Raw genomic sequence first — 24,914 nt, 5'->3', positions numbered from 1 at the left:
GGGAACTTCCTGCTGAACTCGGACGTCAACAAGACGCTGGCCACCCTGACCACAGCGGGCGCGACCCTGAACTCCGCGGCGAGCACGCTGGGCTCGAACCTGTCGGTCGTTCAGAACCGCCAGGACTTCTCCAAGCAGCTGATCAACGTGCTGCAGACGGGTTCGGCCAACCTGACGAACGCCGACCTGAACCAGGAAGCGGCGAACTCGCAGGCGCTGTCGACCCGCCAGTCGATGGGCATCTCGGCCCTGTCGCTGGCCAACTCCGCCCAGCAGGGCGTCCTCCAGCTCCTGCGGTAAGTCGCGACCCCCAGACCGCCGCAACGGCCGGGGCAGCGCCCCGGCCGTTCGCGTTCGCGGGGCGCCGATTCCGAAACCGGGCGGCTCTTACGTATCAGGCCTCGGCCACTCCGAACGCTCCCTTCCTGGTCCTGCGCCGGGATCGGGGTGGCCGCACGGCCCCTCCCCCAGGTCGTGACCTCTGAACGCCGCGCGACGACGAACGCTCCTGTCGGGACCAGAGGTCACACCCTCGCCTCGCATCCGGGTGCCGGTAGCCGTTGGACCCGGCAGCGGCTCCGGATAAGACCGCACCATGAGCATGGAAGATCTTCGGGGGGAGGTCGAGCGGCTGCGTCGGCGCGAGCGCGCGCTGGTGGAGGAGAACGCGCGCCTGCGCGCGACCCAGCTCCCGGCCGTCCCGACCACGAGCTTGGCCGGTGTCGGGACCGCCCGGTCCGACCTCCTGTTCACCGCCGCCGACAAGACCCGGATGGCGATGATCGTCACCGATCCGAACCTGCCCGACAATCCGATCGTCTTCGCCAACCGCGCCTTCCTGGAACTCTCCGGCTACACGGCGGAGGAGCTGATCGGGCGCAATTGCCGCTTCCTTCAGGGGCCGGCGACCGACCCGGCCGACATCGCCCGCGTCCGGGCCGCCATCGCCGCGCGACGCGACGTCGTGGTGGAGCTGCTGAACTACCGGCGCGACGGCAGCACCTTCGTCAACGAGCTGTACATCAGCCCCGTGTTCGGTCCGCACGGCGAATTGCTGTTCTTCTTCGGCAGCCAGCTCGACCTCACGCGCTTCCGGGAGCGGGAGGCCCAGGCGGTCGCGCAGGCCTCCTACCTGCGGGGTCCGCCGGCGGACGACGAGGTCGGCTTCTGCATCGTCGAGCTGCGCTTCGACGCGGATGGCAGGACCCGGGATTGCCAGCTCGTCGAGACCAACGCCGCCTTCGAGCGCCGGTCGGGCCTCGCCGCCGCGGAGAGCCGCTGGATGAGCGAGTTCCTGCCGGACGACGCGCAACACTGGCTCGACATCCTCGGCGAGGTCGCGCGATCCGGGCGCAGTGCCCGTTTCAAGGGCTCCATGTCGCGAACCGGGCCCGTCCTCGAGGTTCACGCGATGCGGATCGGCACAGGGATCCAGAGCCGCGTCGCCGTCCTCCTCGAGGATCTTGCCGTCAAGCAGTCGGACGAGGAGCGGCGGGAGGCGCGGATTCGCGACCGGCGGATCGAGCACGACCTCGTCTGGAGGACGAGCCGCGACCTTCTCGTCGTCTGCGCCCTCGACGGAACCTGTCAGGCGGTCAATCCGGCCTGGACGGAGCTCCTCGGTTGGCCGGCCGGCAGCTTGGTCGGCATCCGCATCGACAGCCTGATTCATCCGGACGACGGCGAGACGGCGGCCAGCGCGTTCGAGACGCTGCGCATCGGCCACAGGTTGTCCGACCTCGACGTCCGCTTCAGGACTGCCGACGGCGCGTACCGCTGGATCTCCTGGAACGCCATCGCGCGCGGGGACCGGTTCCACGCGACCGGGCGGGACGTCACGGAGCGCCGGACCCTCGAGGAGCAGCTGCGCCAGTCGCAGAAGATGGAGGCGGTCGGGCAATTGACCGGCGGCGTGGCGCACGACTTCAACAATCTGCTGACCGTCATCAAGTCGTCGACCGACCTGTTGAAGCGTCCGGGCCTGAGCGAGGATCGCCGGGGCCGCTACGTCGACGCCATCTCCGACACGGTCGACCGCGCCGCCAAGCTGACCAGCCAGTTGCTGGCATTCGCGCGCCGGCAGGCGCTTCGACCAGCGATCTTCGACGTGGTCCAGTCCGTGGCCGCCATCGCCGACATGGTCGGTACCCTGACCGGCGCGCGCATCCACGTCGCGACCGACACCGATGCCGGCACCGACTCGGGCGGCCGGACCCTGCGCTGCCACGTCGATGCCGACCCGAGCCAGTTCGACACGGCCCTCGTCAACCTCGTGGTGAACGCCCGCGACGCCATGCAGGGCGAGGGCCGTCTGCTGATCAAGGTGCGACGCGCGGACCGCATCCCGGCGCTGCGGGCGCATCCGGCCGTGCCGGGAGACTTCGTGGCCGTGTCGGTCTCGGACACCGGCTCGGGCATCGAGGCGGATCTGCTCGAGCGCATCTTCGAGCCCTTCTTCACGACGAAGGGCGTCGGACACGGCACCGGGCTCGGGCTCAGCCAGGTATTCGGCTTCGCCAAGCAGTCGGGCGGTGACGTCGCGGTCGACAGTGTCGTCGGCGTCGGTACAACCTTCACCCTCTTCCTGCCGCGATCGCACCAAGCGGAAGTCAGCGATGCCGCGCCGGACGAACCGGAGCCGCTGGCCGAGGGGCACGGCACGCCCGTCCTCGTGGTGGAGGACAACGAGGAGGTCGGCGGCTTCGCCCGGCAGGCCCTCGTGGAGCTCGGATACGAGGCTGTCTGGGTCAAGGACGCGCAGGCAGCCCTCGCCACGATCGAGGCGAACGACCAGGAGATCGAGGTGGTCTTCTCCGACGTGGTGATGCCGGGCATGAACGGCGTCGATCTGGCCCGGGAGATCAGGCGCCGCCGTCCGTACCTGCCCGTCGTGCTGGCCTCAGGCTACAGTCACGTTCTGGCCTCGGAAGGCACGCACGGGTTCGAGCTCCTGCACAAGCCCTACTCGGTCGCCGACCTCAGCCGTGCCCTCCGCAGGGCACTGCGGGAACGGTCGGCGCTGACCTTCGGCTGACGCGGCTGCATCCGAGCGGACCGCCGCGCGTTACGTCCGCGACGGTCAGAAGGATCGGACAGGACAGCACGCCATGTCATCGGATACGCCGCGGCCCGGGGACGATCCGCTGCCCCCCATCGACGATCCGCTGCCCGAGCCCGCACCGCCCGACGGAGACCCGCCGGCCGAGCCGCCCACGCCGCGACCGCCCGGGCCGATCGAAGCGGGCTGAGCGTTCGGCCGCCCGATGCCGCGGGCCGGATCGGCCCGTGTTCCGACGATTGCGGCCACCGATCGGCAACGCCATCGAAGCCGCGTCCGCGCGTCAGCAGGCAAGCGCCGGACTGTCGCGCCCCTCAATGCAGCGGGTACCGGCCGAGAAGGTCCGCGGTTCTCTGGACGGTCTTGTCGTAGAGGCAAGCGGGGACAGCCGGGTTCGCGCCGCTCCCGTTGGCCCACTCGCTGAAGGTCAGGTCGCCGCAATCCGCGTCACGGAAGGCGATCCAGGCACGCTGCGCCTTCTCGAGTCGCGTCTTCCACAGCGCCCTGGCGTCGGGATCCTGCGTGCGATCGTCGTGGTCGATCACCGACAGCGCCTTCTCGTAGGCCGCGTTGAGCCTCGCATCCGCCTCGTGCAACGCGCGGTTCATGCAATCCGTCGTGCCCGGTGTCGAGGTCTCGGTCAGGCACAGTTTGGCCGAGGGCGGCTCGGCTCTGGCACCCGTCGACACCGCGAGGCATGCGAGCAGCCCGGCAAGGACGGGAGCCGAGGGTCGCAACAGGCGTGAGCATACGTGGTTCATGGCGATCGGATCCGGTTCGCGCGCTCCGCTACCCGGCAGAGGGGGATCCTGCGCGCGGTTGGTGACGACAGGCAGGCGCGGACCGCAGCCCTGGACGGCCCCGGCCTGCGGCCTCAGCGGGCGTCGACGATGACGGCGGTGCCGTAGGCCACGACGCCCATCATCGACTGGTCGGTGTCTGCCGTATCGAAGCGCATCATGACGATGGCGTTGGCGCCGAGTTGCGCCGCGTTCTGCGCCATGCGGTCGATCGCCTGGGACCGGGCCTGCTCGATCAACTGGCTGTACTCGTTGATCTCGCCGCCGATCAGACTGCGCAGGCCGGCGGTGAGATTGCCCACCGCACCGCGGCTGTGCACCACGGCGCCGAAGCACGGGCCCCGGACCTCGCGCACGTGATAGTTCGGGATGTTCTCGGTCGTGACGATGATCATGGGATCTCGCTCAGGGCGGTGGTGGAAGAGGGCGACGGGGCGCGGTCACGGCGAGCAGGACAGGTCGCCGCCCGGACACCTGATCTGAGCCGCGAGGTCCTGGATTCGCTGGCGCGTCAACGCGATCTTGCATTGGCCCAGGAGCATCGGCGCGATGCTTCCGTTGTTGCCGGGCGCCAGCGTGTCGAACCCGGTCCTCAGGTTGCACTCGAGGTCGCGGAAGGCGATCCAGGCGCGCTCGGCAGCGACCAGATTGCGTCGGCCGTTCTCGTCGAGCTTGCTGCGCAGGGTCGCGTAGCGCCGGTTCAGCTCCGCATCGACCCGATCCAATTCCTGGCCCGTGCAGATGTTGGCGTCCATCTGGTTCGCGGAGGTGCTGCAATCGACCTCCGCCGCGAGCCCCACGGCCGGGACCAGAAGCAGGGCGGCGATGAGCGCGTTGCGCAGCATGGCGATCTCGGATCTGAGGCGGGCGTGAGACACGGGGGCCGGGGGCCGATCATGGTTCCTCCGACGCCGCGCCCGAGTCGCGTGCCCGGAATCCGTAATACCCGCGGTCGGCGTCGTAGAGGACGTCGAAGCCGTTCAGGACGTGCAGCCCCGTATTGACGAAGGGCTGCGGGCGCGTCGTGTTGAGGATGATGCGCTCGGGCGCGAGCGGCGCGGCGCGATCGCCGACCGTGATCGCGTAGCCGGCCGCGTCGCCGAACCGGAAGCTCAGGCGCGTTCCCGGGCGGAGGACCGCGCGATCGGCCGCATCGGCCCGGAGGCTGTCGGCGACCTGCGCGGGCGGCAGCGTCAGGAACATGCCGGTTACGCCGGTGTCGAGGAGCGCCCGGCCGCAGGCGGCGGGTTCACGGTCGTCGACGGCGATGCAGGCGGGAACGCCGAGCCAGTCTCCCGGCACGTGCGGGTGCGGATCGAGTTTCACGAAGCGGTAGCGTCCGCGGGTGTTGGCGCGCGTCAGGCCGACATGCACGCCCCGCCGGGTCAGAACGTAGCCGCGGTGCACCCCGCCGGGTCCCGGCGGGTCCGCGTTGAGGAGCGGGTTGGTGTCCGGCGTGCTCTCGGTCTGGCTGTCGTCCTCCCGGCCGAATCCGATCCCCATCATCGCCACGTGGGCCGGCGCCTCCTGAGGCGTGCACTCGCGCGCGCGAACGGTGCAGTCGATCCGGTCGACGGCGAGGACCCGTATGGGTTGCGTGACCACGCTCGCGCCGTCGCGGCCGACGAGGGTCACCGGCACCCGCACCCAGCGTCCGACCATGATCCGGCCGGAACTTGAGTAGGTCAGGCGCCCGGGCTCGCTCGGCAGGGCTTCGTTGCCCGGAATGCGACTGGCCGAGACCACGATGCCTGTCGAACCCGTATCCACGAGCACCGGACGAGCCGCGCCGCCGAACGACAGTCCGAGGCGCGGCGAGCGGGTGATGGCGCCACCGGGTTGCGGGGCGTTTAGGAAAGGCAGGAAGATGCCGCGTCGGTCATCCTCGTAGCTCGGCCCATCGACCGCTCGCGCCGGCGTGGCCGGGCCGAGCAGCGCAGCGCCCGCGATCTCGACGCTCAGGAGAGCGGAAGCCGTTCGGGTGTAACGCCCCCGCGGGCGGACGGATGGGCGGGCTGCCTGAGGAGGATCCTGAAACGCCTGGCGCATGTCGGCCCCGGAGAGATCGCGTCGCCGCATCGACACCGCGTGAGAACCTTATCGGCGCCGAGAGGAGCTCTGCAGCCCGCGCGCGATCGCGCAGGTGTGGTGGATCGAGGCCGGGCAGTCGCCGGCGGAAGCCCGTCAGCGGGTCAGATGGCCGGTTCAGGATGCCGGGCCACCGCTCCCGGTATGGCCGCCCCCGTGCCCGGCAGCGCCCCCGCGACGATAGTATTCATGATCATGGTTCCCGTCGAAGAAACTGTGCCAACAACAACCGCCGGCCTCCGAGCCGTAATCTGCGGATCGATCCACGTTGCATTGACCCAGATCGAGTCATAGGTCAACGAAACGGCGGAAATAGTGTTACCGGTTCAGTAATTCGCTGAGGATCCGGCCGGGCGATGAACATTCGCCGTCGTTGACCCTGCCCGTTCCGGCACGGGCGAATGCCACCGGCTCCGAACGATCGCCGAACGATCGATGACGGTCTCGGCGCGGCTGTCGCGTGAGAAACCTCCCCGCTGACCGTGCAGGCCGCGCGAAACCGCGTCTGGCCGGCCCATGCCTCTGACGAGGCGGACGATCCACCGCCCGATCAGGGAGAACTGACGTGACCAAGACGAAGATGCTCGTGCTCGCCGCCAGCCTCCTGTGCGCCGCGGGTCCCGCCCGCGCCCAGGACGCGGCGCCGCAGCGCGGAAATCAGGAGTTCCTCGGCGTCGATCTCGACAGCGGCGGCGTCTACTTCAACGGCCGCAACTCAGGCCGCTACTGCGTCTACCGCACGGTCGAGGTCTACAATCGCTACACCGGCTACTTCGAGGCGCGGCGCGCGCGCCGCTGCGGCCGCGGCCTCTACCTGCCGTGAGGAGCGAGGCGATGCTGACCGCCCTCTCGCCGCTCCACCTCGCCGCCCTCAGCCTGATCGTCGCGTATCTGGGCTGGGGCTGAGCTGCGCCCCCACCGCCCGCAACCGTGTCCTGGACGTCGGTCGCGCGGTCGCGAGGACTGCATTCGCCGGACGCGTCCGACGCGTGAGATTGTTTCCCGATCCCCCAGCGGATAACCCTGTCGCGCGTGCCGACCGGGCGCGCCCCGCTTCGAGGACGGTGAATCCGGGCCGCGACCCGGACAGGAGGACGCGCTTGCCGAGAGCCAACCCGGTATCCGCGCTGCGGCGGGCCGCCCGCACCGCGATCATCCTGCTCGGGATAAATTCCCTAGCCCCGGTCGCGCCGGCCCGGGCAGCCGCCGATCCCGCAGCCTTCGCCGACAATGCCGACGCCGTCGCGGTGGTGATCGGCAACCGCAGCTACAAGCAGACGGTGCCGGTCGACTACGCCCACAACGATGCCGAGGCGATCCGCGCCTACCTGATCGAGCGTCTCGGATACCGCGAAGGTAACGTCTTCCTGCTGAAGGACGCGACGCTCAACGAGTTCAACCAAGTCTTCGGCACCGAGCGCAATCCGCAATCCGGCCGTCTCTGGCGCAGCGTGCGCGAGGGCCGCTCGAACGTCTTCGTCTACTATTCCGGCCACGGAGTCCCGGATCTGACCACCAAGCAGCCGTTCCTGCTGCCGGAAGACGGCAATCCGAACCAGGGCGAGAGCGGGTATTCGCTGGAAACCCTGTACCGCAACCTCGAGCTCGTGAAGCGCAAGATCGGCCCGGACCACCAGCTCGTCGTGATGGTCGATGCCTGCTTTACCGGCGAGACCGGGCGCAAGGGCGAGAGCCTCCTGGCGGTGTCAGCGCCCGGCTTCGCGCCCGCCCGTCCGAAGGCGGAGGGCGGCATCGTGCGGCTGGTCGCGACTTCGGGCGCGACGCCCGCCAACTGGGACGAGGCGAACAGGCTCGGCCTGCTGACCAGCCGGTTCCTGATGGGCGTGTCGGGTCTCGCCGACGCCCGAGACCAGCAGGGCGACGGCGACGGGCTCGTGCAGTGGACGGAGCTGAAGGGCTACCTCCGCCGCGAGGTGGAGGACGCCGCCCGCCGCGCGTCGGGCCGCGAGCAGGTGCCCGAGATCGACGAGGCCCCGATCGTCCTCAAGGTCTCGCTGCCGGTGGCGGCCGTCGCGCAGGGCGTCGCTGCCATCCGGGACGAGGCGGCCTGGCGGCGGGCCGAAACGCTCGGCACCCGGGAGGCGTTCGAGGCCTATATCGGCGCCTGCGGCGAGACCTGCCTGTACCGGCCTCAGGCCATGGACAGGCTCCTGGCCGGACGGCGCCGGGACGCGGCGGCGATCGACCAGGAGAATTGGGCCAGGTTCGGGACCCAGCGGCAGTATCAGGCCTATCTCGACTCCTGCGGCGAGGTCTGCGCCTATCGCAGCCTCGCGGAGGGCTATCTCGGCGGCAAGAATCCGAGTGCCGATCCGCGCGTCAAACGATGCGACGAGCTCGCCGCCGGCACGGACGATCCGGATCGTCCGAGTGGGGTCACCGGCGTGAAGCTCGGCCGGATCGAGCCGGCAGCCGCGATCGACGCTTGCCGCGGGGCTGCGGCCGCCTATCCGGACCTGCGCCGCCTCTCCTACCAGCTCGGCCGTGCCTACGACCGGGCCGACCGCTACAAGGAGGCCTTCGCCGCCTACGACCGCGCTGCCAAGGCCGGGAGCGTGTCGGCGCTGAACAACCTCGCCGCCCTCTACGAGAACGGCCAGGGCGTGAAGCGCCAGCAGGCCGAGGCGTTCCGCCTCTACCGGCAGGCGGGCGAAGGCGGGAACGTGGTGGCGCTCGCCAACGCGGCCCGGATGCTGGAATACGGCAACGGCATCCCGAAGGACGAGGCGCAGGCGGTCGCCCTGTATCGCCGCGCCGTGGCCGGGGGCGACGTCGCCTCGATCAGCAAGCTCGTGCCGCACTACGCGACGGGCGCCTACGGCTTCCCGAAGGACCTGCGCCAGGGCTTCGACCTCTTCCGGCAGGCGGCGGACCGGGGCGACCCGGTCGCCATGGCCACGATGGCGACGCTGATCGACAACGGCTTCGGGCGGTACTTCCCCGGTGTGCGCTCCGCCGACATGGTGATGCGCGCCCTCAAGCACGGGGAACTCGGCGCCGCCTCGGTCTCGGCCACCGACACCGCCGCCCAGAAGCTGAAGCCCGAGACGATCCGCTCGGTGCAGCGCGCGATCAAGGACGCGGACTACTACACCGGCGCCCTCGACGGTCGCTTCAACCCCGTCTTCGTCCGCGCCCTCGACCAGTACGCTCGGGCCAACGAGACCGAATGAGGCGCCTCCTCCTCGCCGCGCTACTGCTCGCCCCGGCGGCGGCGCGCGCCGATCCCGCCACGCAGGCGCTGACACCGTTCCTCGACGCGGTGGCGGCCTGTGCGGGCCGTCCGGACTTCACGCTCGCGGTCGTGGGAGTCGAGCCCGGCCAGACGGCGTTGTCGCGCGAGCAGTCCGAGGAGGTGCGCCTCGCCGTCGAGACCCGGCTCCAGGCAACGGGTCGGGTCAGGCTCGCGGCGGCGGCCGACGTGGTGCGGATCAAGGCCCTGCGCGAGGGCACGACGGGCCTGTCGGGCGCGGAGGCGGAGGCGCAGATCCGGTCGGCCTTCGCGGGGGACGCCGCCGTGTTCCTGGTCGAGCCCCGTCGGGCCGGCGAGACCGCCTCTATCCGGCTCCAGGCCGTGACGCAGAGCGCCGCCTGCAAGGCGACGAGCGAGCCTCTGGTTGTACCAATCCACGTCGGTGCCGGCGTGGCCGACGTCGACGCTGTCTTCGACGGCGCGGTGAAGGCCCTGGCGCAGGCCGTACCGAGCGCCGCCGCCGTCGAAGTCTGCCCGTTCGTGGCGGAGGGTGGCCATTCGACCTGCGCGGGCGCCCTCACGGACCGCCTCGTCATCGCTCTCGACGCGGAGGCCCGGTCGGCCAACCGCGTGCTCCGCGGCGCGCGCCTCGACGTGCGCCGCCGGCCGCCCGGCACAGGGTGCGCGGGCCCCATCACGGCGCGCGGCCGCTTCCGCACCGATCACGACCGGCAATCCTGGCTGGAGGTCGAGTTCCAGCGCGACGGCGCCGTGCTGGCCCCGACGGGGCAACGCCGCATCGCCACGGAGGGCCTCGGCTGCGATCCCGTCCCGCGGCCCTTTCTCGACCACCTCGCCGCCACGGCGCGCACGGATGCCGGCCGCCTCTCGGTGGCGGCCGCCGCCACGCCGTTCGCGGCCGGTCAGCGCCTGGAGATGCGCATCGAGTCCCGGGTCGCGCAGAACCTGTACTGCTGGGTGGTCGCGCCCGACGAGACCGCCTTCGTCGCCCTTCCGGTGCGCGACAACGCCGCCTCGCAGCTGGCCCTCACACCGGGAGAGTCGCGGCGCTACCCGCGCGGCTACGGCCTCGACGAGATCGTGGCGGGGGAAGCGTTCGAGAACCTGTTCGCCTGCTTCGGCGTGCCGGGCGGCCTGCCGCCGGAACTCGCCGCGCGGTGGCTGGCGGCGGCGCCGGGCGCGGCCGGCGAGGCGCGCCTTCTCCAGCCACCGGACGTGCTGGACCTCCTCGACCGGATCCGGGCCACCCCCGGGGTCACCGAGGCCACCGCGCGCATCGTGGTCCGCTGAGGCGGAGCGACGGACTCAGAACAGCGTCTGGTTCGCACAGATCGGACGGGTGGCGCCCGGATGGCTGCCGGAGGTCGACGGATGGCCGGTCGCGAGGTAACCATAAGGCGAATCGAACGATCCCAAGGGGTTGCGTGGCAGCCCGCGACCGGGAGGCGCATGACGGGCGGATACGACGAGCGCTGCGCGGCCGACCTCGCCAATGTCGGCGACGGCCGCGATCTCTCCCGCGCCGACCGTGCCTGGCTCGCCCGCGTGGTCACCGGTGCCGTGCGACCGAACCGCGACAAGCCCGTGTGGGACCTCGCCCACGCCCTCGCGGCTCTGGCCGGGGCGACCGGCGCCCGCGACGGGCGCGATCTCATCACCCTCACCCTCGATCCGGGCCTCGCGCGACCGGCCGCCCTCGCGGCGCGGTTCGGCGACGGCCCGGCCGTCGATGACCGCGGACCCGTGCTCGGCACCGCTTGGTCCACCAGCTGGGTCGGGCTCGCCCGGCTCCTCGCGCTCGCCGAGTTCGTGCTCACCGCCGAGGATCTGGCGCAGTTCGCCACCGTGGCGAGCTGGCTCGACGAACTCGCCGCCGCGCCTGACCCCGACAGCGCGGACATCCTGGCCAAGCGCCTGGCCCGGCATCTCGCCGCCTACCGGACCGCCCACCTGCCGCTGGCGCCGCTGGAACGGCGCTTCCGGGCGCTGCTGACCTTCCTGGGCGGGCGCCGGTCCGTCACGGACGACGACATCCTGGATTTCTGGTGCACCGAGATGGCGACGGGCGAGCGGCCGGGCTTCCGTACGGTCGCGGAGCATTTCGTGACCTTCGAGGCGGCCGGCCACCTTCTCGACGGTCTCGAGGCCCTCTCGGCCCCCGCGGCCCTCGACGCTCACGAGGGCTGGGACGAGAGGCTGGACGCGGCACTGGGCGATCTCGCGGCCGCCGAGCCCGCCGCGGCGCTGGCGAGCCTCCTGGCGGACTGGCCGCAGGGCCCGAAGATCCTCACCGGCGCCGAGCGAGAGGATCTGACCGACTTCCTGCGCCTCGAGCCCTACCACCGCACCCGCCCGCTGACGACGCTCAGGGCCGTGAGCTTCGGCCGGGTTCAGTCCGGCATCGCCAACCGCCTCCGCCGCGGCGGAGGCGGCGCCGACATCGCCGAGCGCGCGAGCTGTCTGGAGGCCGAGAGCTACGGCGCGTTGCGCGCGCGCGCGGGACTGCTCGCTGCCCATCTCACCCGGATGCTCCGCATCGCGGCGGCGCTCCGGATCGCCGACCGCGACGCGCTGCCCGAGGCGGTCCGATCCGCGCTGGAGGCCGCCGAGGCGGACCTGCACCGCGTCCGCCGCGCCGGCTTCGACGATCGGGAGGGTCTCTCGGCAGGCTTCGCCGCCGCGGAGCCAGCCTTGCTGCGCCTCGCCGAGGCGGCGGCCGACCTGAACCGGTCGCTCGACGGCCTCGCCCGCCAACGGCCGCTGGACGCGCTGTTCCCGGCGGATCGCGGCATCTTCGCGGTCGCGTTCGCGGCGGCCTATGCCGGGGAGGCCGCCGCGTGAGCGATGCGGCGCGGCTCCTCGCCGAGATCCACGCGGCCCGCGCGCTCGTGCGCGATGGCTTGCGCGATGCAGAGGCGAGCGCCCGGCCGGACCACGCGAGGCTCTGGGCCCACGCGACCCGGGCGCCCCACGGCCCCGTCGACCTCGCGACGGTACGGGCGATCCGCAGCGACCCCACGACCGGCCGCCGCTACAGGACGATGCTCGGCGCGGTGGCGCTGGCCCACGCGCCGCTCGCCGCGGCCGCCTCGGACGGCGCGATCGTCCGACGCCGGGTCGGCGCCTACGCGCTGGAAATCCTGGAGGCCGCGGACGGCGCGCCCCCGCTCCTCGTCCTGCGCGGCGAGGCCGGGCAGATGCCGCGGGTGATCGAGGCGTGGCTCGACGACGAGACGGTCCGGTTCGACCTCGGCGCGGCGACCGAGGGCGCGGTCGTGCTCGCCCTCGACCCGGCCGTGCCAAATGCGGCCCTCCTCGGCCGCATGCTGCGCGACCCGGCCTGCGCGGTGTTCCTGCTTTGACGAACCGGTGGGACAGGAGGCGGACCCGTCCGGGCCCGTCCGGGTCCGGATGGCCGGCTCGGGCATGACGCGTCCGGCCATCCTCGTCGTGGTGCCCACGACCCGCGGACCGCTGGTACTGCGCGCGCTCAGGCCGCGCCCCGGCCTTCCGGCCCCGGCTGCCTTCGCGGACGGCGACTACCGGCCGCTACCCTGGTCGGCCGATTACGCGCGGCTCTGCGGTGCCGGCGGCCCGCTCGCCCGATGGATGGGCCGCCCGCCCGAGCCCCACGAGTTGCGGCTGTCGGGCTCCTTCGATGCCGGACGCTCCTGGGAAGTCCCGGTGTGCCTGGCGCACGGCCTCGTCGAGAGCGGCCACCCGCTGGCCGCGACACCGGCAGAGGCCGACCTCATCCTCTGGGCGACCGGCGCGGTCGATCTCGACCTCTCGGTCCTGCCCGGCGACTACGCGCTGCTCGACAAGATCGCGCGCTGCACCTCGCTGATCGCCGAGGCTCCGGGCGCCGCGCTGGCCGTCCTCCTGCCCGAGGGGCCGCAGCGCGCCGAGGCCGAGGCCGCCCTGCGCGACCTCGGCCGAGACGTGAGGCTCCTGCCATCGGACAGCGTGCCCGCGGCCCTGGCCGGGCTGGCGGCCCCTCAGCGACCGCAGCAAGCCGCCGCCTCGCCGCCGCCGCGATGGCGACGTCTGGCGCTGCCGGCCGGCGCCGTCGCGGCGGCCGGCCTCGCCGGTGTGCTCGCTCTCGGGGCCACGAGGCCCGGCCCCGAGGGCGACCCGCGGCGCGACGCGCCGGCCGTTCCCGACGAGACGCCGGCCGGGACCGAAGCCCGGATCGCGCAGCGGGTCCACGTCGCGGAGCTGCGTGCCCCGGCGGGCTCCTCCTGCCGGCGCGTGGCCTTCGGGGCTGATCCGCCCGAGCGGCGTCCGGTGCGGGCGGAGGCGGGCGATCGCTTGGCCGCGAGCCGGCTCACGCCGGATCTGTGCGGGCTCGCCATCGGTGCGGAGCCGGGTCTGCGCGTGCAGGTCGGGGCGGAACTGCGCGACGCCGCCCTTCCCGCCATCCGGCTGGCGGACGGCACTCTCGGCTACTTCCTGCGCGAGGGCGCGCGGCAGAACCTCGTCTACACGGTCCAGGCCGTTCCGGAGGCCGGGGGCCCCGCGTCGGCCGGCCGTCTGGTCCACGCCCTGACGCGCTGATGGGAGCCCGACGTGTCCCGAATGCTGTCGATCGACGCCGCGAGCACCGGCCGGAGCCCCGCACCGCGAGGAGGGAGAGGATGATCTCGATCCGCCGGAAAGGCCCTCTCCTGCTGGGAACAGCCTGCGCGCTGATCGTGCTCGGCCGCGGCGACGCCGCGCGGGCGCAGAGCGTCGGCTTCGATCCCGCCGATTACGGCCGGGCGCAGCTGCCCCTGCGTCAGACGACCGGCGACGCGGCGGCCTATGTCGACCAGAACAAGGGCGCCTTCGAGCCGGTCAGCGAACTCGACCCGAAGGACGGCCTCGCGGCGCTCGCTCGGCCGATCGGCCGCGTCGACATCGTGCTCCAAAACGGCCGCACCGGTCAGCAGGTCGGTGCCTCCTGCACGGGGACGCTCCTGCCGGGCGACTACGTGCTGACCAACCACCACTGCCTGCCGCAATCGGGCGACCTGCACCCGATCAAAGCGTCGATCCTGATGGATTACCTGACCCTTGACGGGAAGGGCTCCCGACGGTTCGAGATCGACCCGAAACCCGTCGAGTACGATGCGCGCCTCGACTTCGCCCTCGCCCGGGTCGCCGGCAATCCGACCGCGACCTACGGCGCCGCGCGGCTCTCGGGCGAGCCTGTGACAGCCAACCGCTCGATGCTGGTCATCCACCATCCCCTCGGGCGTCCGAAGGTGATGAGCCGCTTCCGCTGCTTCGCCGTGAAGGATCAGGCGGAGGGTCCGGACCTGCGCCACCGCTGCGACACCCTCGGCGGCTCTTCCGGGTCGCTGATGTTCGACGCGTCCGTCGCTGGCATCGCGCTCCACAAGGAGGGCGGCCTCGATCCGAAGGATCCGACGAGCTTCAACAGTGCGACCCGGCTCTCCGCCATCCTGGGCCGGAGCCCGATCCTCGCGCGGATCGCGGCGGCCCAGGGGCGACCGGTCGCCGCCGTCGATCCGGGGGGCAGGCCGGTCCCGCCCGCACCCGGCCCGGCGCCGCAGCCCAGGCCGGCGACCGACGGACCGCTCGATCCGGCCGGGATGAACGCCATCCTGCGGGGGCGCTGAGCGCCGTCGTCGAAAACCGCTCCGCCCGGCGACGGAAATCGCTCTGGGTCGACCATGAACGGGGTGAGAGGGGCCGCAGCGAGGCCCGGCATTCGGAGAGGGAAGCGATGCGGACCCACGATCTGCCACGCGCCGCGCGGACGCGCCTCGGCCGCTCGGGCCTGTTGCTCGCCATCGGCCTCGCTCTGGTCGTGCCCGCCCGGGCGAACCCGCTCACCGAGGTGCCGGGTGCCCGGGCCGCACAACCGGACGCGGCGGCCCCGCCGCCGGACCCGGTCGCGGACCGGGCGCAGGCCGAGGAGGCGCGGGCCACGAATCCGAGCGCCACCGCGATCATCCGGTCGCTGGCGCCGTTCGCGGACGGCGATCCGGGCGCACCCGCGCGTCCGCTGACGATCAGCCCCGACGACGGCGGCCCCGCGGTGCGGGTCGTTCCGGCACGGGCGGTCGATCTCACCGTATTCTTCGCCTACGACAGCGCCCGCCTGACGCCGGAAGCCCGGATCCAGCTCGAACCGCTCGGTGAGGCCCTGCGCGCCCAGCCCCTGGCCGGTCACGCCTTCCTGATCGCCGGTCACACCGACGCCGCCGGCGGCCGCGCCTACAATCGCCGCCTCTCCCTGGCCAGGGCCCGCGCCGTGAAGGCGCATCTCGTCGAGACCTACGGCCTCGCGCCGGAGCGCCTGCGCGTCCACGGCTGGGGACCCGCGCGACCGAAGGATCCCGACGCGCCCCTGTCACGGGTGAACCGCAGGGTGGAGGTCAGCCTGATCGCGCCCGCCCGCAGCGGCGCCCTGCGCTTCGTCCTTCCGGTGGCGGATCACACCTGCACGGACTCGGCCGATCCGCGCCTGCGGACTGATCTCGACCTCGACGATTTCGGCGCGGCGCCGACGCCGCGTCCCTGCGCTGAATGAAGCCCGCCCCCCTCACCCGCGCTCCGATCACCGAGAGACCCGCGATGTCCTGGAGGATCCCGATGCCCCTCGTCCGCACCACGGCGTTCCGCGCTGCCTGCCTCGCCGTCCTGGCTTTCGGATCCACCTACGCGGCACCGGCCCGGGCACAGACCAAACCCAACATCGTCGTGATGGGCGAGGACGCCGACGAGGACGCGGTGCCGCGGGGCAACCGCATCTTCCAGCGGGTGATTCACGAACTGTCCGAGACGATGAACCTGCGCGGCTACAACGTCTACGACGAGACCGCCGTGGCGATGGGCTTCACCCAGGCCAACCGGGTGCGCCGTCGGGATGCCGAGCTGATCGAGGTGGCCCGCGCGGTCCAGAACCCGCCTCTCGACGTGGTGGCGGTGTTCCAGATCTACGCGTCGGCGTCGAAATCCGCCTACTCGGATATCGTCAGGCCGGAGATCCGTATCCCCGGCCGCCTCCTCAACGTCCGCACCGGCCAGTCGCTCGGGTCGTTCGAGGTGGCCGGGCTCCAGCTGCCGCCCCTGCCCCAGGGCTGCGATCGCGAGTGCCTGCTCGAGCGCGTCGGCGCCGAGGCGAAGACCGTGGCCGCCGACGTCGCGGCCGCGCTCGCCGCGAAGCTCGACGGCGTCATCGCGCCCCGCCGCGGGGCCGATGCCGGCGCCGCGCCGCCCGACCCCGCGCCAATCGGCGGCGCCGTAACGGCGGCGCCCGGCGCAGAGGGCTGCGGGGGCCTGCCCAGCGCCTACGTCGTCCGTCTGAACGGCTTCTCGAACCAGGAGGTCCAGGCGGCCGAGGAGTACATGGCGGCCTTCCGCTGCTACGAGCACCACCGTCCGGTGCGCGCGAGCGGGGCCAGCACCGAGTACTGGTACGAGACCCGCTCCGATTCCGCCCGGCTCGGCCGGAACCTGCGCCTGATGCTGGAGCACATGAGCGCGCCGGGGCAGGTCCAGTTCTCGGGCAACACCTTCGTCATCAGCCGCGTGGCGACGCGGTAGCCGGTCTCACCGTCCCGCCCCTTCGTCCCCCCTGACCTGGAGGTTGACCATGTCGGTTCGCGAGCGCCTGCGCGGCGTCCTCTCCCGTCTTGGCCCGTGCCGACCGGCGCGGCGCGAATTGCTGGTCGGCTTGGTCGTGGCGCCGCTGGCGATCGCGGGACCGGCCCCGGAGGCCTGCGCCGATCCGGTCTTTCCGGCCGCCGGCGCCCTCGGCCTCACGCCGCCGGCCGGGATGAGCGTGAGCCGGCGCTTCGCCGGCTTCGAGCATCCGGCCGGCGCCTCGATCATCCTGGTCGAGATGCCGCCGGAAGCTTGGGACCAGATCAACGGCCGGTTCACGCCCGAGGCGCTGGCCGCCACGGGCTTCCGGGTGAAGGGCGGGGCGGAGACGCTGCCGGTCGCGGGCGGCGAGGGCTTCGTCCTGCGCGGCACCCAGCCCGCCAACGGCCTCACCTACGCGAAGTGGGTCGCCGTCGTGCGCGGTGCCCCGGGGACCGGGCTCGTCACCGTGCAGGTGCCCGAGAAGGCGGCCCGGCAGGTGCCCGCCGCGGCCGTCGAGGCGGCCCTCCGCACCATCGCGTTCCGGCCTAAGGCGGGCCTGACCGATCAGGTCGCGGCGCTGCCCTACACGGTCGGCGACATGGCGGGCTACCGTCCGGCCGCGGTCTTCGCGGGCAGCAGCCTGCTCCTCACCGAGGGCCCCAAGGACGTCGATCCCGAGCGCGAGCAGCCGGTGATCGTCGTCGCGCCGTCGCTCGGTCAGGCGCCGGTCCCGTCGGGCGCGGAGGTCGCGGTCGCCCGCCGGCTTCTCGCGTCGCAGAAGGACTTCGCCGACGTGAAGGTCACCGACGAGGCGCGGTCCAGCCGCGGCGGGGCGGTAGTCGTGCGGCTGCGCGGAACCGGAACCGACACCAAGAGCGGCCGCGCCCTCGGCGTGACGCAGACGATGGTGTTCGACGGCAAGCGCTACCTGCGGGTTCTGGGCTTCGCCGACGCCGGTCGCACCGACGCCCTGGACCGGGCCGACCGCGTCGCCGCTTCGGTGGCGATGCGCTGACCGATCTCCGGCCCGAAATCGAAAGCGCTTGCCCGATGCGTCTCTCGCCCCTCGCTCCCTCGATCCTGCTCGCCACCCTCGCGCTGCTCGCGGGGCCGGCACATGCGGAAGAGAACGAGTGCCGGCGGCCACCGTCGCTGGCCTCAGGTCCGCCCCCGATCTTCGGACGGATCACCGCCCCGGGGCGCACGGCTTTCGTCAAGGACGGACTCGCCCGCGCCAACTGCCCGGACCCGAGCGCCGCCTGCCGCGAGCGCGCCTACCTGGTGACCGCCGATCCCGTCATTCTCGGCGAGCGGCGCGGCGCCTATGTCTGCGCCCACTATCGTGGCGCGGGCGACGATATGGGCCGGTCCGGCTGGCTCCCGGCCGAAGCTGTCGCCGTCGAGCCGTCGGGCACCGTCGCACCGGCGGATTGGCTCGGCACCTGGACCCGGCCGGAGGCGCGCATCCGCGTCACGCCGGGCGACAAGCCGGTCGACAAGCCGGGGATGCTCACTTTCGCGGGGGACGCGACATGGGGTGCCGGCGACCCGGAGCGGGTACGCCGCGGCGGGGTCCATATCGGCGAATTCGCCGGCACGGTCGCGCCGCAGGGCGACGCGGCGAGCTTCGCGGTCGGCGAGAGCGGGGCGCTGCCCGTCGAGACCGGGGACGCCTCCGACTGCAAGGTCTGGCTGCGCCGGGTCGGCCCCTGGCTGATCGTCGACGACAACCTCGCCTGCGGAGGGCTCAACGTCTCCTTCCGCGGCCTCTACCGCCGCCAGCCATGAGCGGCGCGGCGAGACGCGGCCGCCCCGGGCCCGCGCAGGATGCGTCGCGCGACCGGCCTCCGGATGCCTCGCGGACCGGCGCCTGTGTGCAGGACTCTGACCGATGAACATCCACAGCACGGCGCGGCCGAGCCCGTCCCGGCGACGCCGGCGCGTGATCCTCATCCTGTTGCTGATCACGTGGCTGCCGGTCCTGCCCTTCGCCCTCGGCCTCACGCTGACGAGCCTGACCGGATGCACGGTGAACGAGGCGGGCACGCACCCGTGCCCGGTAGCCGGACACGATATCGGCGACCTGCTCTACACGCTGACGATGACGGGCTGGCTGCTGATCCCATTCCTGCCCTTCATGGCCCTGACACTATTGCTCACCGGGCTGCAGGGCCTGCTGATGCTCCTCAAGGCGTGGCGGCGGCGATGATGCGACATGCGATTTGGCGCGCGGCCGCGCTGTTCGGCCTCGGGTTGTCAGCCGTCCCGCTGTCGAGCGTGGCGATAGCCGCGTCAGCGACGTCGGCACGGGCGCAGGCGGCCGAGGCGCAGGGTCCGGCCCTGCCCTACGCCTCCACGCCTGACCTGAGGGCCGCCACGGTGGTACGGGCGGTGCGCGACCAGCGCGCGGCGAACCCGATCGCCGCGGACGAGACGGCGCGGGAACTCGCCCGGCACGATTACGACTCCGTCTTCCGCGGCTTCCTCGACGGGACGCCCCTGCGGCCGGACGATGCGGGCGACGTGCTCACTGCCTTCATCGCCCTGCAATGGATGGTCGCCAACGACGCGACAATCGAGCCGAGCCCGTCGGCCCTGCGGGCGATCCGGAGCCGGTTCGTGGCCCCGATGGCGGAGCGGCCGCCCCTGTCCCAGCCGGCCGCGCGGGCAGCCTTCGCCGAGCAGGTCAAGCTGCGTGCCGTGCTCCACCATGCCGGATGGCAGGCGGCCAAGCGGCTCGGCGTGCTGCCGCGCTTCCTCGCGGGCCTGTCCAAGGAGTTCATCCCGGTCGCGACGCTGCGGACCCTGGCGCTGACTGACGACGGGCTGGTGTTGAAGGACCGGGCCGGACGCGCGGGCCCGAAGCCGCCGTCGGCCGCGGAGAGCCCGGCCGCGCCGGCCGCGCCCGAACCCCCGCGCCACGCGGCCAACTGGGAATCGGTCGAGGGCGTGTACTTCCGGTCGACCACGGGATTCGGCGTCGGTGGTCTCATGACGATCGATTTCGAGCCGCTGATCTTCCTGCGCGACGGCACCTACTACGAGATCGACGACACCGCGCTGGAAGACGTGGACCTCGCCGCCGAGCGGGGCGCCCGACCCAAGCGGTTCGGGCGGTGGACCGCCAAGGGGGCCGGCTTCGTGCTGACGGACGGGCGCGGCCGTGCCAGCGACTACGCCCTCGGCGACGGCAGCTTCTTCCGTGCCTTCCCGGCCGCTTCGGGCGAGCGCGTGGCGCGGGCGTACCGGCGGCTGTCGGGCGGCGGCAACACCGCCCTGGGGGGCGACGTGGCGATCGCCGTGGAGAGCCGCTACGATTTCCACGCGGACGGGAGCTACGGCCGCGGCGGCTCGGTCGGCGCGACGAATTCCGGGGCCAGCACCGGGGTCGGCACGGCGATCGGCCGTCGGCGCGCGCCGGAGGGCGGCCACTACGCCCTCGATCGCCACACGCTCACCCTGATCACAGCGGATGGCCGGACCCGGCGCCTGTTCTTCGCCTACGGCTCCCAGAAGAATCCCCCCGAGATCGACCGCGAGATGATTTTCGTGGGCGACGCCGTCTTCAGCCCGTCGGACTGATCGAGGCGGCGGAAGACCGCCGCTCGGTCGGCGCGCGGCTCTCCGCAGGCGGTGCATCGGCGGATTCGGGTGTGAGTAGACCGCCCCCCAGCCGCGCCCAGTCCTCCAGCGTCCGTCCGCGGGCGACGTGCGGGCCCGAAACGACGGGTCGCGATGTCTGCGCTTCCCCCAGGCGTCCGTAGCGCCGGTACCAGGATCGCGCCCGCTGCACCGGCAGCCCCAACGCCTTCCTCATGCCGTCCCCCTCTGGCGCGAGCGCGAATGCCCACGGCCAAGCTAATCCAGGCCGGGCGCCCGGGCATGTCGGGCCGACCCTGACACGAATGCCGATCTCTCCGACTGCTGATCGGCCCGCGACGGCACAGATGAGGGTGCGGGGCAGCGACCGGCGGCGACCCGCCGACGGGCCCCTCAGGGGACGAGCGGTGGCCGGCGATGGCGGCCGGCATCGCCACCCCGACAGACCGCGCCGCGCGTCCGGATCCGGCATCGGGTCCGATCCGCGCGGACGTCCTTCACCGTCTCTGGAGCAGACCCATGAAACGTCTTGCGATCGCCCTCACGGCGCTGTCCAGCCTCGTCCTGTTCGCGCCGTCGAGTGAGGCGCGGCCCCACGGCCGCGGCTTCCATCATGGGCCCCACCATCTCGGCCACGGTGCCTGGAGGGGGCGACGCCACGGTTTGCACCGCCATCGGCATCACCGTCTCCACCGGCACTACCGGCGGCACCGTGGGTATCGCGGATACCGCGGCGTCCACTTCCGCCCCGCCGGCTACGGTTACCGGCCCTACGCGTATCGCTACGGTGGCTGGGGCAGTCACCGCGGGTTGGGTTTCGCGACCGGCGCCGGCCTGGGCCTCGCGGCGGGCGCCGCCCGCCCCGGTCTCTACGGTGCGGCCTACGGGCGGCCTTACGGCTACCGCTACGCACCGGCCGGCTACGGCTGCGCCTACTACTAGGCTGGCCGTCCGGTCCGCGAGACCGGGCCATCGCGGCTTCCCGGACAGCGTCCTGCGCCGAGCCGCGCCCGGTCGTCCTCGCGCCCGACGACGCGAGGATCTGATAGCCTTCCGCGCGGCATTCGGATGGATCGGCGCAAGTACCGCGAGGTCCGGTGCCCCTTTCGTGCAATGGTCAACCGATCATCGTTCCGACGCGTGTCGGGATAAGCCCGACACGCGTCGGTGTGAGCGATATCCCGGTTCGAAACAGCTTGCTCGGCTGTTCGATCTCGGCGCTTCTGACCGGGCGGGACATGCTCCCGAGCAGCCGGAGAGATCAGCGCCCATGCTCATGGACATCGTCAAACAGGGCGCCCGCGCGCGCTCCGTCGGTCGGCCCCGCGATGCCTGTCCGTATCCGGGCGAGTCGCGCGAGCGCCGGGCCTGGTTCGAGGGCTACGACGGCTCATCGTGGGCGGTGGCGACGCGGATGCCGCACCCGGCCCGGATGCTGCCCGGATCGACCCTCTGCGACGGCAATGCCGCGTCCGACTCCGCATCCCCGGCCTGACGGCGGGGCGACTTTCCCGTAGGAGAGCGGGGGACTTCCAAGGCGATGCGGTGATTGGGGAGGCGGGCGACGATGCGCTCGGGACGGCGCGGTAGGGTGGTCAGGCCGTCCGAGCGATGGGCGGCAGGTGCGGACCGACGCGCAGCGTGCCCGCACACGGACGCATGACCGTCCGACCCCGCGACGCCATCCGGGGGCCCGAGCCCCAGCTCAGCCGCGGCAGCCGCCGCACCTTCGTCGCCCTCGCCCTCGCGGCCGCGATTCCCGTCCTGCTGCTGAGCGGCTGGGTCGCGACGCTGATGGCGCAGCAGCAGCGCGACCTCGCCCGAAACGCCGCCGTCGCCAGCGCGACACGGGTTGCCGAGCGCGTCGCCTCCGACATCGCTGCCCAGATCGCTGTCCTCGAGGCCGAGGCCGCCTCCGCGACCCTCGACCGGCCGGACCTCGCGGCCTTCTACGCCGAGGCCGAGCGGCTCAGGCAGGCGCACCCCCTCTGGGAGACGGTGGAGCTCGCCCGACCGGACGGCGCTCAGATCGTCAACCTGCTCCGCTCCCTCGAGGAGGAACTCGGACCGACCTCGGACCGGACGAGCTTCGACGCGGTGGTGCGCACGCGGCAGCCGGTGATCGGCGGGATCGGCCCGGCCGGCTCGATCTCGGGCAAGCGCCTCGTGGCCCTGCGCGTGCCGGTCATCCGCGACGGCACGCTGCGCTACGTCCTGTCGATCCGGCTCGCCACCAACGCGGTGAGTTCGATCCTGCGCGACGCCGGCGCCCCCGAGGGCTGGGTCGGCACCATCGTGGACGCGGAGGGCAATACGATCGCCCGGACCCGGGCCGAGGTGGAGGAACTCGGCCACCCGGCGAACCCGGCGCTGCAGGCGGCCATCCGGCACGCCCCCAACGGCTTCTACACCGGACCGACGCTGGAAGGCGCGGATGTCGAGGTGGTCTACCGGACGTTGAAGCATACCGGCGGCTGGTCAGTGCATTTCGGCATGCCGGTCGCGACGCTCAACGCGCCGGTGTCGCGGTCCTACGTCGTGCTGGGCGGCGGCAGCTTCGTCAGCATCGGCCTCGCCCTCGCACTGGTGGGACTGGTCGGCCGAGACATGGCGCAGCGCAGGGCGGGCGAGCAAGCCCGGTTCTCCCTCGCCCTCCGCTCCAGCGAGGAGCAGGGCGCCGTGGCCGCCGAGGCCGCGGAACTCGGCACGCTGCGCTGGGACACGGTCGCGCACCGGGTCACCGGCTCGGCCCGCGCGGCCGACCTCCTCGGGTGGACGGCGGCCGCGGAGGGGCGCGACAGCGATGTGGACGCCGACACCGTCCTGCAGGCTGTCGATCCCGAGGATCGCGGGCGCCTGAGCGAGGCCCTGCACCGGAGCCTCGCCGAGGACACCCCGCTCGACGTCGAGTTCCGCGTGATCCAGGGTGATGGGGACCCGCGCTGGGTGCGGGTCGCCGGCCGCGTGCCGCAGCTCCACGAGCATACTCCGGCCGGGCTGATCTACGGCGTGGTGTCGGACATCGAGCCGCGCAAGCGCGCGGAGGCCGAGCGCTTCGCGCTGCTGCGCCGCCTCGGCGAGGCCCAGGAGAACGAGCAGCGCCGGATCGCCCGCGAACTGCACGACCAAGTCGGCCAGACGGTGACCGGCCTGTCGCTGGGCCTCAAGAGCATGGAGCGGCTCCTGGCACGCGGGGCCACGGCCGAGGCCGGCCGGCAGGTGGAGTGGCTGCAATCCCTCGCCGGCGAGATCGGTCGCGACATCCACCGGGCCGCCGTCGACCTGCGGCCGACCGCCCTCGACGATCTCGGCCTGCGCGAGGCCCTGGCCACCCTGCTGCGCGACTGGAGCCAGCGGCACGGGATCCGCGCGGATCTGGAATTCCTGAGCGAGGCGACCCGGCTGCCGGCCGCGATCGAGACCGCCGTCTACCGGATCGTGCAGGAGGCACTCACGAACGTCCTCAAGCACGCCCGGGCCGCGAGCGTCAGCGTCTCGCTGGAGAAGCGTCCGGGCGAGATGCGGGTCGTCATCGAGGATGACGGCATCGGCTTCGTCACCGAGGACCTGCGCGAGCGCGCCATCGGCGAGACACCGGCCAAGTTGCGGCTCGGCCTGTCGGGCATCCGCGAGCGGCTGTCGCTCCTGAGCGGGACCCTCACGCTGGAATCGTCTCCGGGCATCGGCACGACGCTGTTCGTCACCATCCCGATCCCGCACCATCCCGAGACCTGAGGAGAAGCGCATGACGGACCGCATCCGCGTCGCCCTGGCCGACGACCACCCCATCGTCCTCGCGGGGATCCGGACGCTCCTGAACGCCGACCCGGAGATCGAGCTGGTCGGCGAGGCCACCAGCGGCAGCGAGGCGCTGCCGATGATCCACGCCGCGGACCCGGACGTCGCCGTGGTCGACGTCTCGATGCCGGGTCTCAACGGCCTGGAGCTCACCGAGCGCGTCGCCGGGTCGTGCCCGCGGACGCGCGTGCTGGTGCTGACGGTCCACGAGGACGCGGCCTACGTCCAGCCGTTGCTCAAGGCGGGGGCCCGGGGCTACCTCCTCAAGCGCTCGGCCGCGGAGGACCTGCTCCGCGCGGTCCGCGCCGTCGCGGCGGGCGGGATCTACCTCGACCCCTCGGTGGCGAGCCACGCCATGGCGCATCCCGCGACCCCGACTCAGGGCGGGGACACCGAGCCGTCGGCCGAGGCCCTGAGCCCGCGCGAGACCGACGTGCTCCGGCTGATCGCGCAGGGATTCAGCAACAAGGAGATCGCGCGGCGCTTCGATCTCAGCGTCAAGTCCATCGAGACCTACAAGGCGCGGGCCGCCGAGAAGCTGGGCCTGCGCACGCGCGCGGAGATCATCCGCTACGCCGCCGCGCACGGATGGCTCGACGCCCTGGCGCTCCGCTAGGCCCGAGCGAGCGTCGGCAGGATCGTCCCGCCGAAGGTCGGGCGCGCCGAATTTCATCCGTCAGGGATCAAATCCTCCCGCGGATCGTCTCTCTGGCGGACCGGTCACGGATGAGGGGAG

Annotated in this window: 23 protein-coding genes; 19 read left to right on the top strand and 4 right to left on the bottom strand. The window is 72.5% G+C overall.

Features of this window, described 5'->3' with window-relative positions; translation table 11 throughout:
• Together ME121_RS24990 and ME121_RS24985 are read left to right on the top strand one after the other, a co-directional pair.
• On the top strand, nt 1–300 hold a 300-nt coding region (locus ME121_RS24990), incomplete at its 5' end, for a flagellin (RefSeq protein WP_491892885.1).
• Between the two features lie 295 nt (nt 301–595).
• Nucleotides 596–3,034 carry a PAS domain S-box protein gene (locus ME121_RS24985; protein WP_179239985.1) on the top strand — a complete coding sequence of 813 codons (2,439 nt, stop codon included), beginning with the start codon at nt 596–598 and terminating at the stop codon, nt 3,032–3,034.
• Nucleotides 3,035–3,372: 338 nt separating this feature from the next.
• On the opposite strand, the gene ME121_RS24980 is transcribed toward ME121_RS24985, so the two are convergent.
• The 4 genes from ME121_RS24980 to ME121_RS24965 all read right to left on the bottom strand — a co-directional run bounded on the left by ME121_RS24980 (nt 3,373) and on the right by ME121_RS24965 (nt 5,604).
• Complete coding sequence (locus tag ME121_RS24980) at nt 3,373–3,819, bottom strand: lysozyme inhibitor LprI family protein (protein ID WP_053621119.1); 447 nt, start codon at nt 3,817–3,819, stop codon at nt 3,373–3,375.
• Between the two features lie 113 nt (nt 3,820–3,932).
• On the bottom strand, nt 3,933–4,253 hold the full coding sequence (locus ME121_RS24975) for a YbjQ family protein (RefSeq protein ID WP_012319974.1): 321 nt from the start codon (nt 4,251–4,253) through the stop codon (nt 3,933–3,935).
• 45 nt (nt 4,254–4,298) lie between these two features.
• Complete coding sequence (locus ME121_RS24970; protein ID WP_051252354.1) at nt 4,299–4,703, bottom strand: lysozyme inhibitor LprI family protein; 405 nt, start codon at nt 4,701–4,703, stop codon at nt 4,299–4,301.
• Between the two features lie 49 nt (nt 4,704–4,752).
• On the bottom strand, nt 4,753–5,604 hold the full coding sequence (locus tag ME121_RS24965; protein WP_245337802.1) for a hypothetical protein: 852 nt from the start codon (nt 5,602–5,604) through the stop codon (nt 4,753–4,755).
• A gap of 907 nt (nt 5,605–6,511) precedes the next feature.
• On the opposite strand from ME121_RS24965, the gene ME121_RS24960 reads away from it, so the two are divergent.
• From ME121_RS24960 to ME121_RS24880, 17 genes are all read left to right on the top strand, one after another.
• Nucleotides 6,512–6,769, top strand: coding sequence for a hypothetical protein (locus ME121_RS24960; RefSeq protein ID WP_012319975.1), 258 nt, complete (start codon nt 6,512–6,514; stop codon nt 6,767–6,769).
• Nucleotides 6,770–7,046: 277 nt separating this feature from the next.
• The gene (locus tag ME121_RS24955; RefSeq protein ID WP_059409809.1) at nt 7,047–9,140 is read left to right on the top strand and encodes a caspase family protein; all 2,094 of its coding nucleotides are present in this window, start codon (nt 7,047–7,049) and stop codon (nt 9,138–9,140) included.
• Nucleotides 9,137–10,471, top strand: a complete 1,335-nt coding sequence (locus ME121_RS24950) for a hypothetical protein (RefSeq protein WP_029359812.1) — start codon at nt 9,137–9,139, stop codon at nt 10,469–10,471. Before ME121_RS24955 ends, ME121_RS24950 begins: the two co-directional genes overlap by 4 nt.
• Before the next feature lie 159 nt (nt 10,472–10,630).
• Complete coding sequence (locus tag ME121_RS24945; RefSeq protein WP_059409808.1) at nt 10,631–12,022, top strand: hypothetical protein; 1,392 nt, start codon at nt 10,631–10,633, stop codon at nt 12,020–12,022.
• Nucleotides 12,019–12,543, top strand: a complete 525-nt coding sequence (locus ME121_RS24940; RefSeq protein WP_059409807.1) for a hypothetical protein — start codon at nt 12,019–12,021, stop codon at nt 12,541–12,543. Before ME121_RS24945 ends, ME121_RS24940 begins: the two co-directional genes overlap by 4 nt.
• Nucleotides 12,544–12,607: 64 nt before the next feature.
• Complete coding sequence (locus ME121_RS24935; RefSeq protein ID WP_070999820.1) at nt 12,608–13,738, top strand: hypothetical protein; 1,131 nt, start codon at nt 12,608–12,610, stop codon at nt 13,736–13,738.
• An 80-nt stretch (nt 13,739–13,818) separates the two neighbouring features.
• Nucleotides 13,819–14,805 carry a trypsin-like serine peptidase gene (locus tag ME121_RS24930; RefSeq protein WP_059409806.1) on the top strand — a complete coding sequence of 329 codons (987 nt, stop codon included), beginning with the start codon at nt 13,819–13,821 and terminating at the stop codon, nt 14,803–14,805.
• A gap of 107 nt (nt 14,806–14,912) precedes the next feature.
• Nucleotides 14,913–15,722 (top strand): OmpA family protein, encoded by an 810-nt coding sequence (locus ME121_RS24925; protein WP_012319982.1) that lies wholly within the window; start codon nt 14,913–14,915, stop codon nt 15,720–15,722.
• Between the two features lie 44 nt (nt 15,723–15,766).
• On the top strand, nt 15,767–16,738 hold the full coding sequence (locus tag ME121_RS24920; protein WP_234740646.1) for a hypothetical protein: 972 nt from the start codon (nt 15,767–15,769) through the stop codon (nt 16,736–16,738).
• Between the two features lie 49 nt (nt 16,739–16,787).
• Nucleotides 16,788–17,795, top strand: a complete 1,008-nt coding sequence (locus ME121_RS24915; protein ID WP_059409805.1) for a hypothetical protein — start codon at nt 16,788–16,790, stop codon at nt 17,793–17,795.
• A 35-nt stretch (nt 17,796–17,830) separates the two neighbouring features.
• Nucleotides 17,831–18,568, top strand: a complete 738-nt coding sequence (locus ME121_RS24910; protein WP_012319985.1) for a hypothetical protein — start codon at nt 17,831–17,833, stop codon at nt 18,566–18,568.
• A gap of 103 nt (nt 18,569–18,671) precedes the next feature.
• Nucleotides 18,672–18,989, top strand: coding sequence for a hypothetical protein (locus ME121_RS24905; protein ID WP_059409804.1), 318 nt, complete (start codon nt 18,672–18,674; stop codon nt 18,987–18,989).
• The gene (locus ME121_RS24900; protein ID WP_245337801.1) at nt 18,989–20,362 is read left to right on the top strand and encodes a hypothetical protein; all 1,374 of its coding nucleotides are present in this window, start codon (nt 18,989–18,991) and stop codon (nt 20,360–20,362) included. Before ME121_RS24905 ends, ME121_RS24900 begins: the two co-directional genes overlap by 1 nt.
• 537 nt (nt 20,363–20,899) lie before the next feature.
• On the top strand, nt 20,900–21,322 hold the full coding sequence (locus tag ME121_RS24895; protein ID WP_053621132.1) for a hypothetical protein: 423 nt from the start codon (nt 20,900–20,902) through the stop codon (nt 21,320–21,322).
• A 328-nt stretch (nt 21,323–21,650) separates the two neighbouring features.
• Nucleotides 21,651–21,875 carry a ribosome modulation factor gene (locus ME121_RS24890; protein ID WP_024829568.1) on the top strand — a complete coding sequence of 75 codons (225 nt, stop codon included), beginning with the start codon at nt 21,651–21,653 and terminating at the stop codon, nt 21,873–21,875.
• A gap of 164 nt (nt 21,876–22,039) precedes the next feature.
• A complete protein-coding gene (locus ME121_RS24885; RefSeq protein ID WP_059409803.1) occupies nt 22,040–24,115 on the top strand; it encodes an ATP-binding protein in 2,076 nt (691 codons plus the stop codon).
• Nucleotides 24,116–24,125: 10 nt separating this feature from the next.
• The gene (locus ME121_RS24880) at nt 24,126–24,794 is read left to right on the top strand and encodes a response regulator transcription factor (RefSeq protein WP_012319991.1); all 669 of its coding nucleotides are present in this window, start codon (nt 24,126–24,128) and stop codon (nt 24,792–24,794) included.
• The last annotated feature ends 120 nt before the right edge of the window (nt 24,795–24,914 follow it).

The organism is Methylobacterium sp. ME121 (assembly GCF_000974725.1).
Lineage (GTDB): Bacteria > Pseudomonadota > Alphaproteobacteria > Rhizobiales > Beijerinckiaceae > Methylobacterium > Methylobacterium radiotolerans.
The sequence above is the reverse complement of the archived record's forward strand: the minus strand, read 5'-3'. Positions and strand labels throughout refer to the sequence as shown.

Bases quoted from the DNA above. Each gene is read 5' to 3' on its own strand.
- ME121_RS24980 (WP_053621119.1), bottom strand. From the start codon at position 3,819: ATGAACCACGTATGCTCACGCCTGTTGCGACCCTCGGCTCCCGTCCTT.
- ME121_RS24945 (WP_059409808.1), top strand. From the start codon at position 10,631: ATGACGGGCGGATACGACGAGCGCTGCGCGGCCGACCTCGCCAATGTC.
- ME121_RS24950 (WP_029359812.1), top strand. From the start codon at position 9,137: ATGAGGCGCCTCCTCCTCGCCGCGCTACTGCTCGCCCCGGCGGCGGCG.
- ME121_RS24970 (WP_051252354.1), bottom strand. From the start codon at position 4,703: ATGCTGCGCAACGCGCTCATCGCCGCCCTGCTTCTGGTCCCGGCCGTG.
- ME121_RS24890 (WP_024829568.1), top strand. From the start codon at position 21,651: ATGCTCATGGACATCGTCAAACAGGGCGCCCGCGCGCGCTCCGTCGGT.
- ME121_RS24915 (WP_059409805.1), top strand. From the start codon at position 16,788: ATGTCGGTTCGCGAGCGCCTGCGCGGCGTCCTCTCCCGTCTTGGCCCG.
- ME121_RS24925 (WP_012319982.1), top strand. From the start codon at position 14,913: ATGCGGACCCACGATCTGCCACGCGCCGCGCGGACGCGCCTCGGCCGC.
- ME121_RS24885 (WP_059409803.1), top strand. From the start codon at position 22,040: ATGACCGTCCGACCCCGCGACGCCATCCGGGGGCCCGAGCCCCAGCTC.
- ME121_RS24895 (WP_053621132.1), top strand. From the start codon at position 20,900: ATGAAACGTCTTGCGATCGCCCTCACGGCGCTGTCCAGCCTCGTCCTG.
- ME121_RS24975 (WP_012319974.1), bottom strand. From the start codon at position 4,253: ATGATCATCGTCACGACCGAGAACATCCCGAACTATCACGTGCGCGAG.
- ME121_RS24985 (WP_179239985.1), top strand. From the start codon at position 596: ATGAGCATGGAAGATCTTCGGGGGGAGGTCGAGCGGCTGCGTCGGCGC.
- ME121_RS24935 (WP_070999820.1), top strand. From the start codon at position 12,608: ATGACGCGTCCGGCCATCCTCGTCGTGGTGCCCACGACCCGCGGACCG.
- ME121_RS24910 (WP_012319985.1), top strand. From the start codon at position 17,831: ATGCGTCTCTCGCCCCTCGCTCCCTCGATCCTGCTCGCCACCCTCGCG.
- ME121_RS24900 (WP_245337801.1), top strand. From the start codon at position 18,989: ATGCGACATGCGATTTGGCGCGCGGCCGCGCTGTTCGGCCTCGGGTTG.
- ME121_RS24905 (WP_059409804.1), top strand. From the start codon at position 18,672: ATGAACATCCACAGCACGGCGCGGCCGAGCCCGTCCCGGCGACGCCGG.
- ME121_RS24920 (WP_234740646.1), top strand. From the start codon at position 15,767: ATGTCCTGGAGGATCCCGATGCCCCTCGTCCGCACCACGGCGTTCCGC.
- ME121_RS24930 (WP_059409806.1), top strand. From the start codon at position 13,819: ATGATCTCGATCCGCCGGAAAGGCCCTCTCCTGCTGGGAACAGCCTGC.
- ME121_RS24880 (WP_012319991.1), top strand. From the start codon at position 24,126: ATGACGGACCGCATCCGCGTCGCCCTGGCCGACGACCACCCCATCGTC.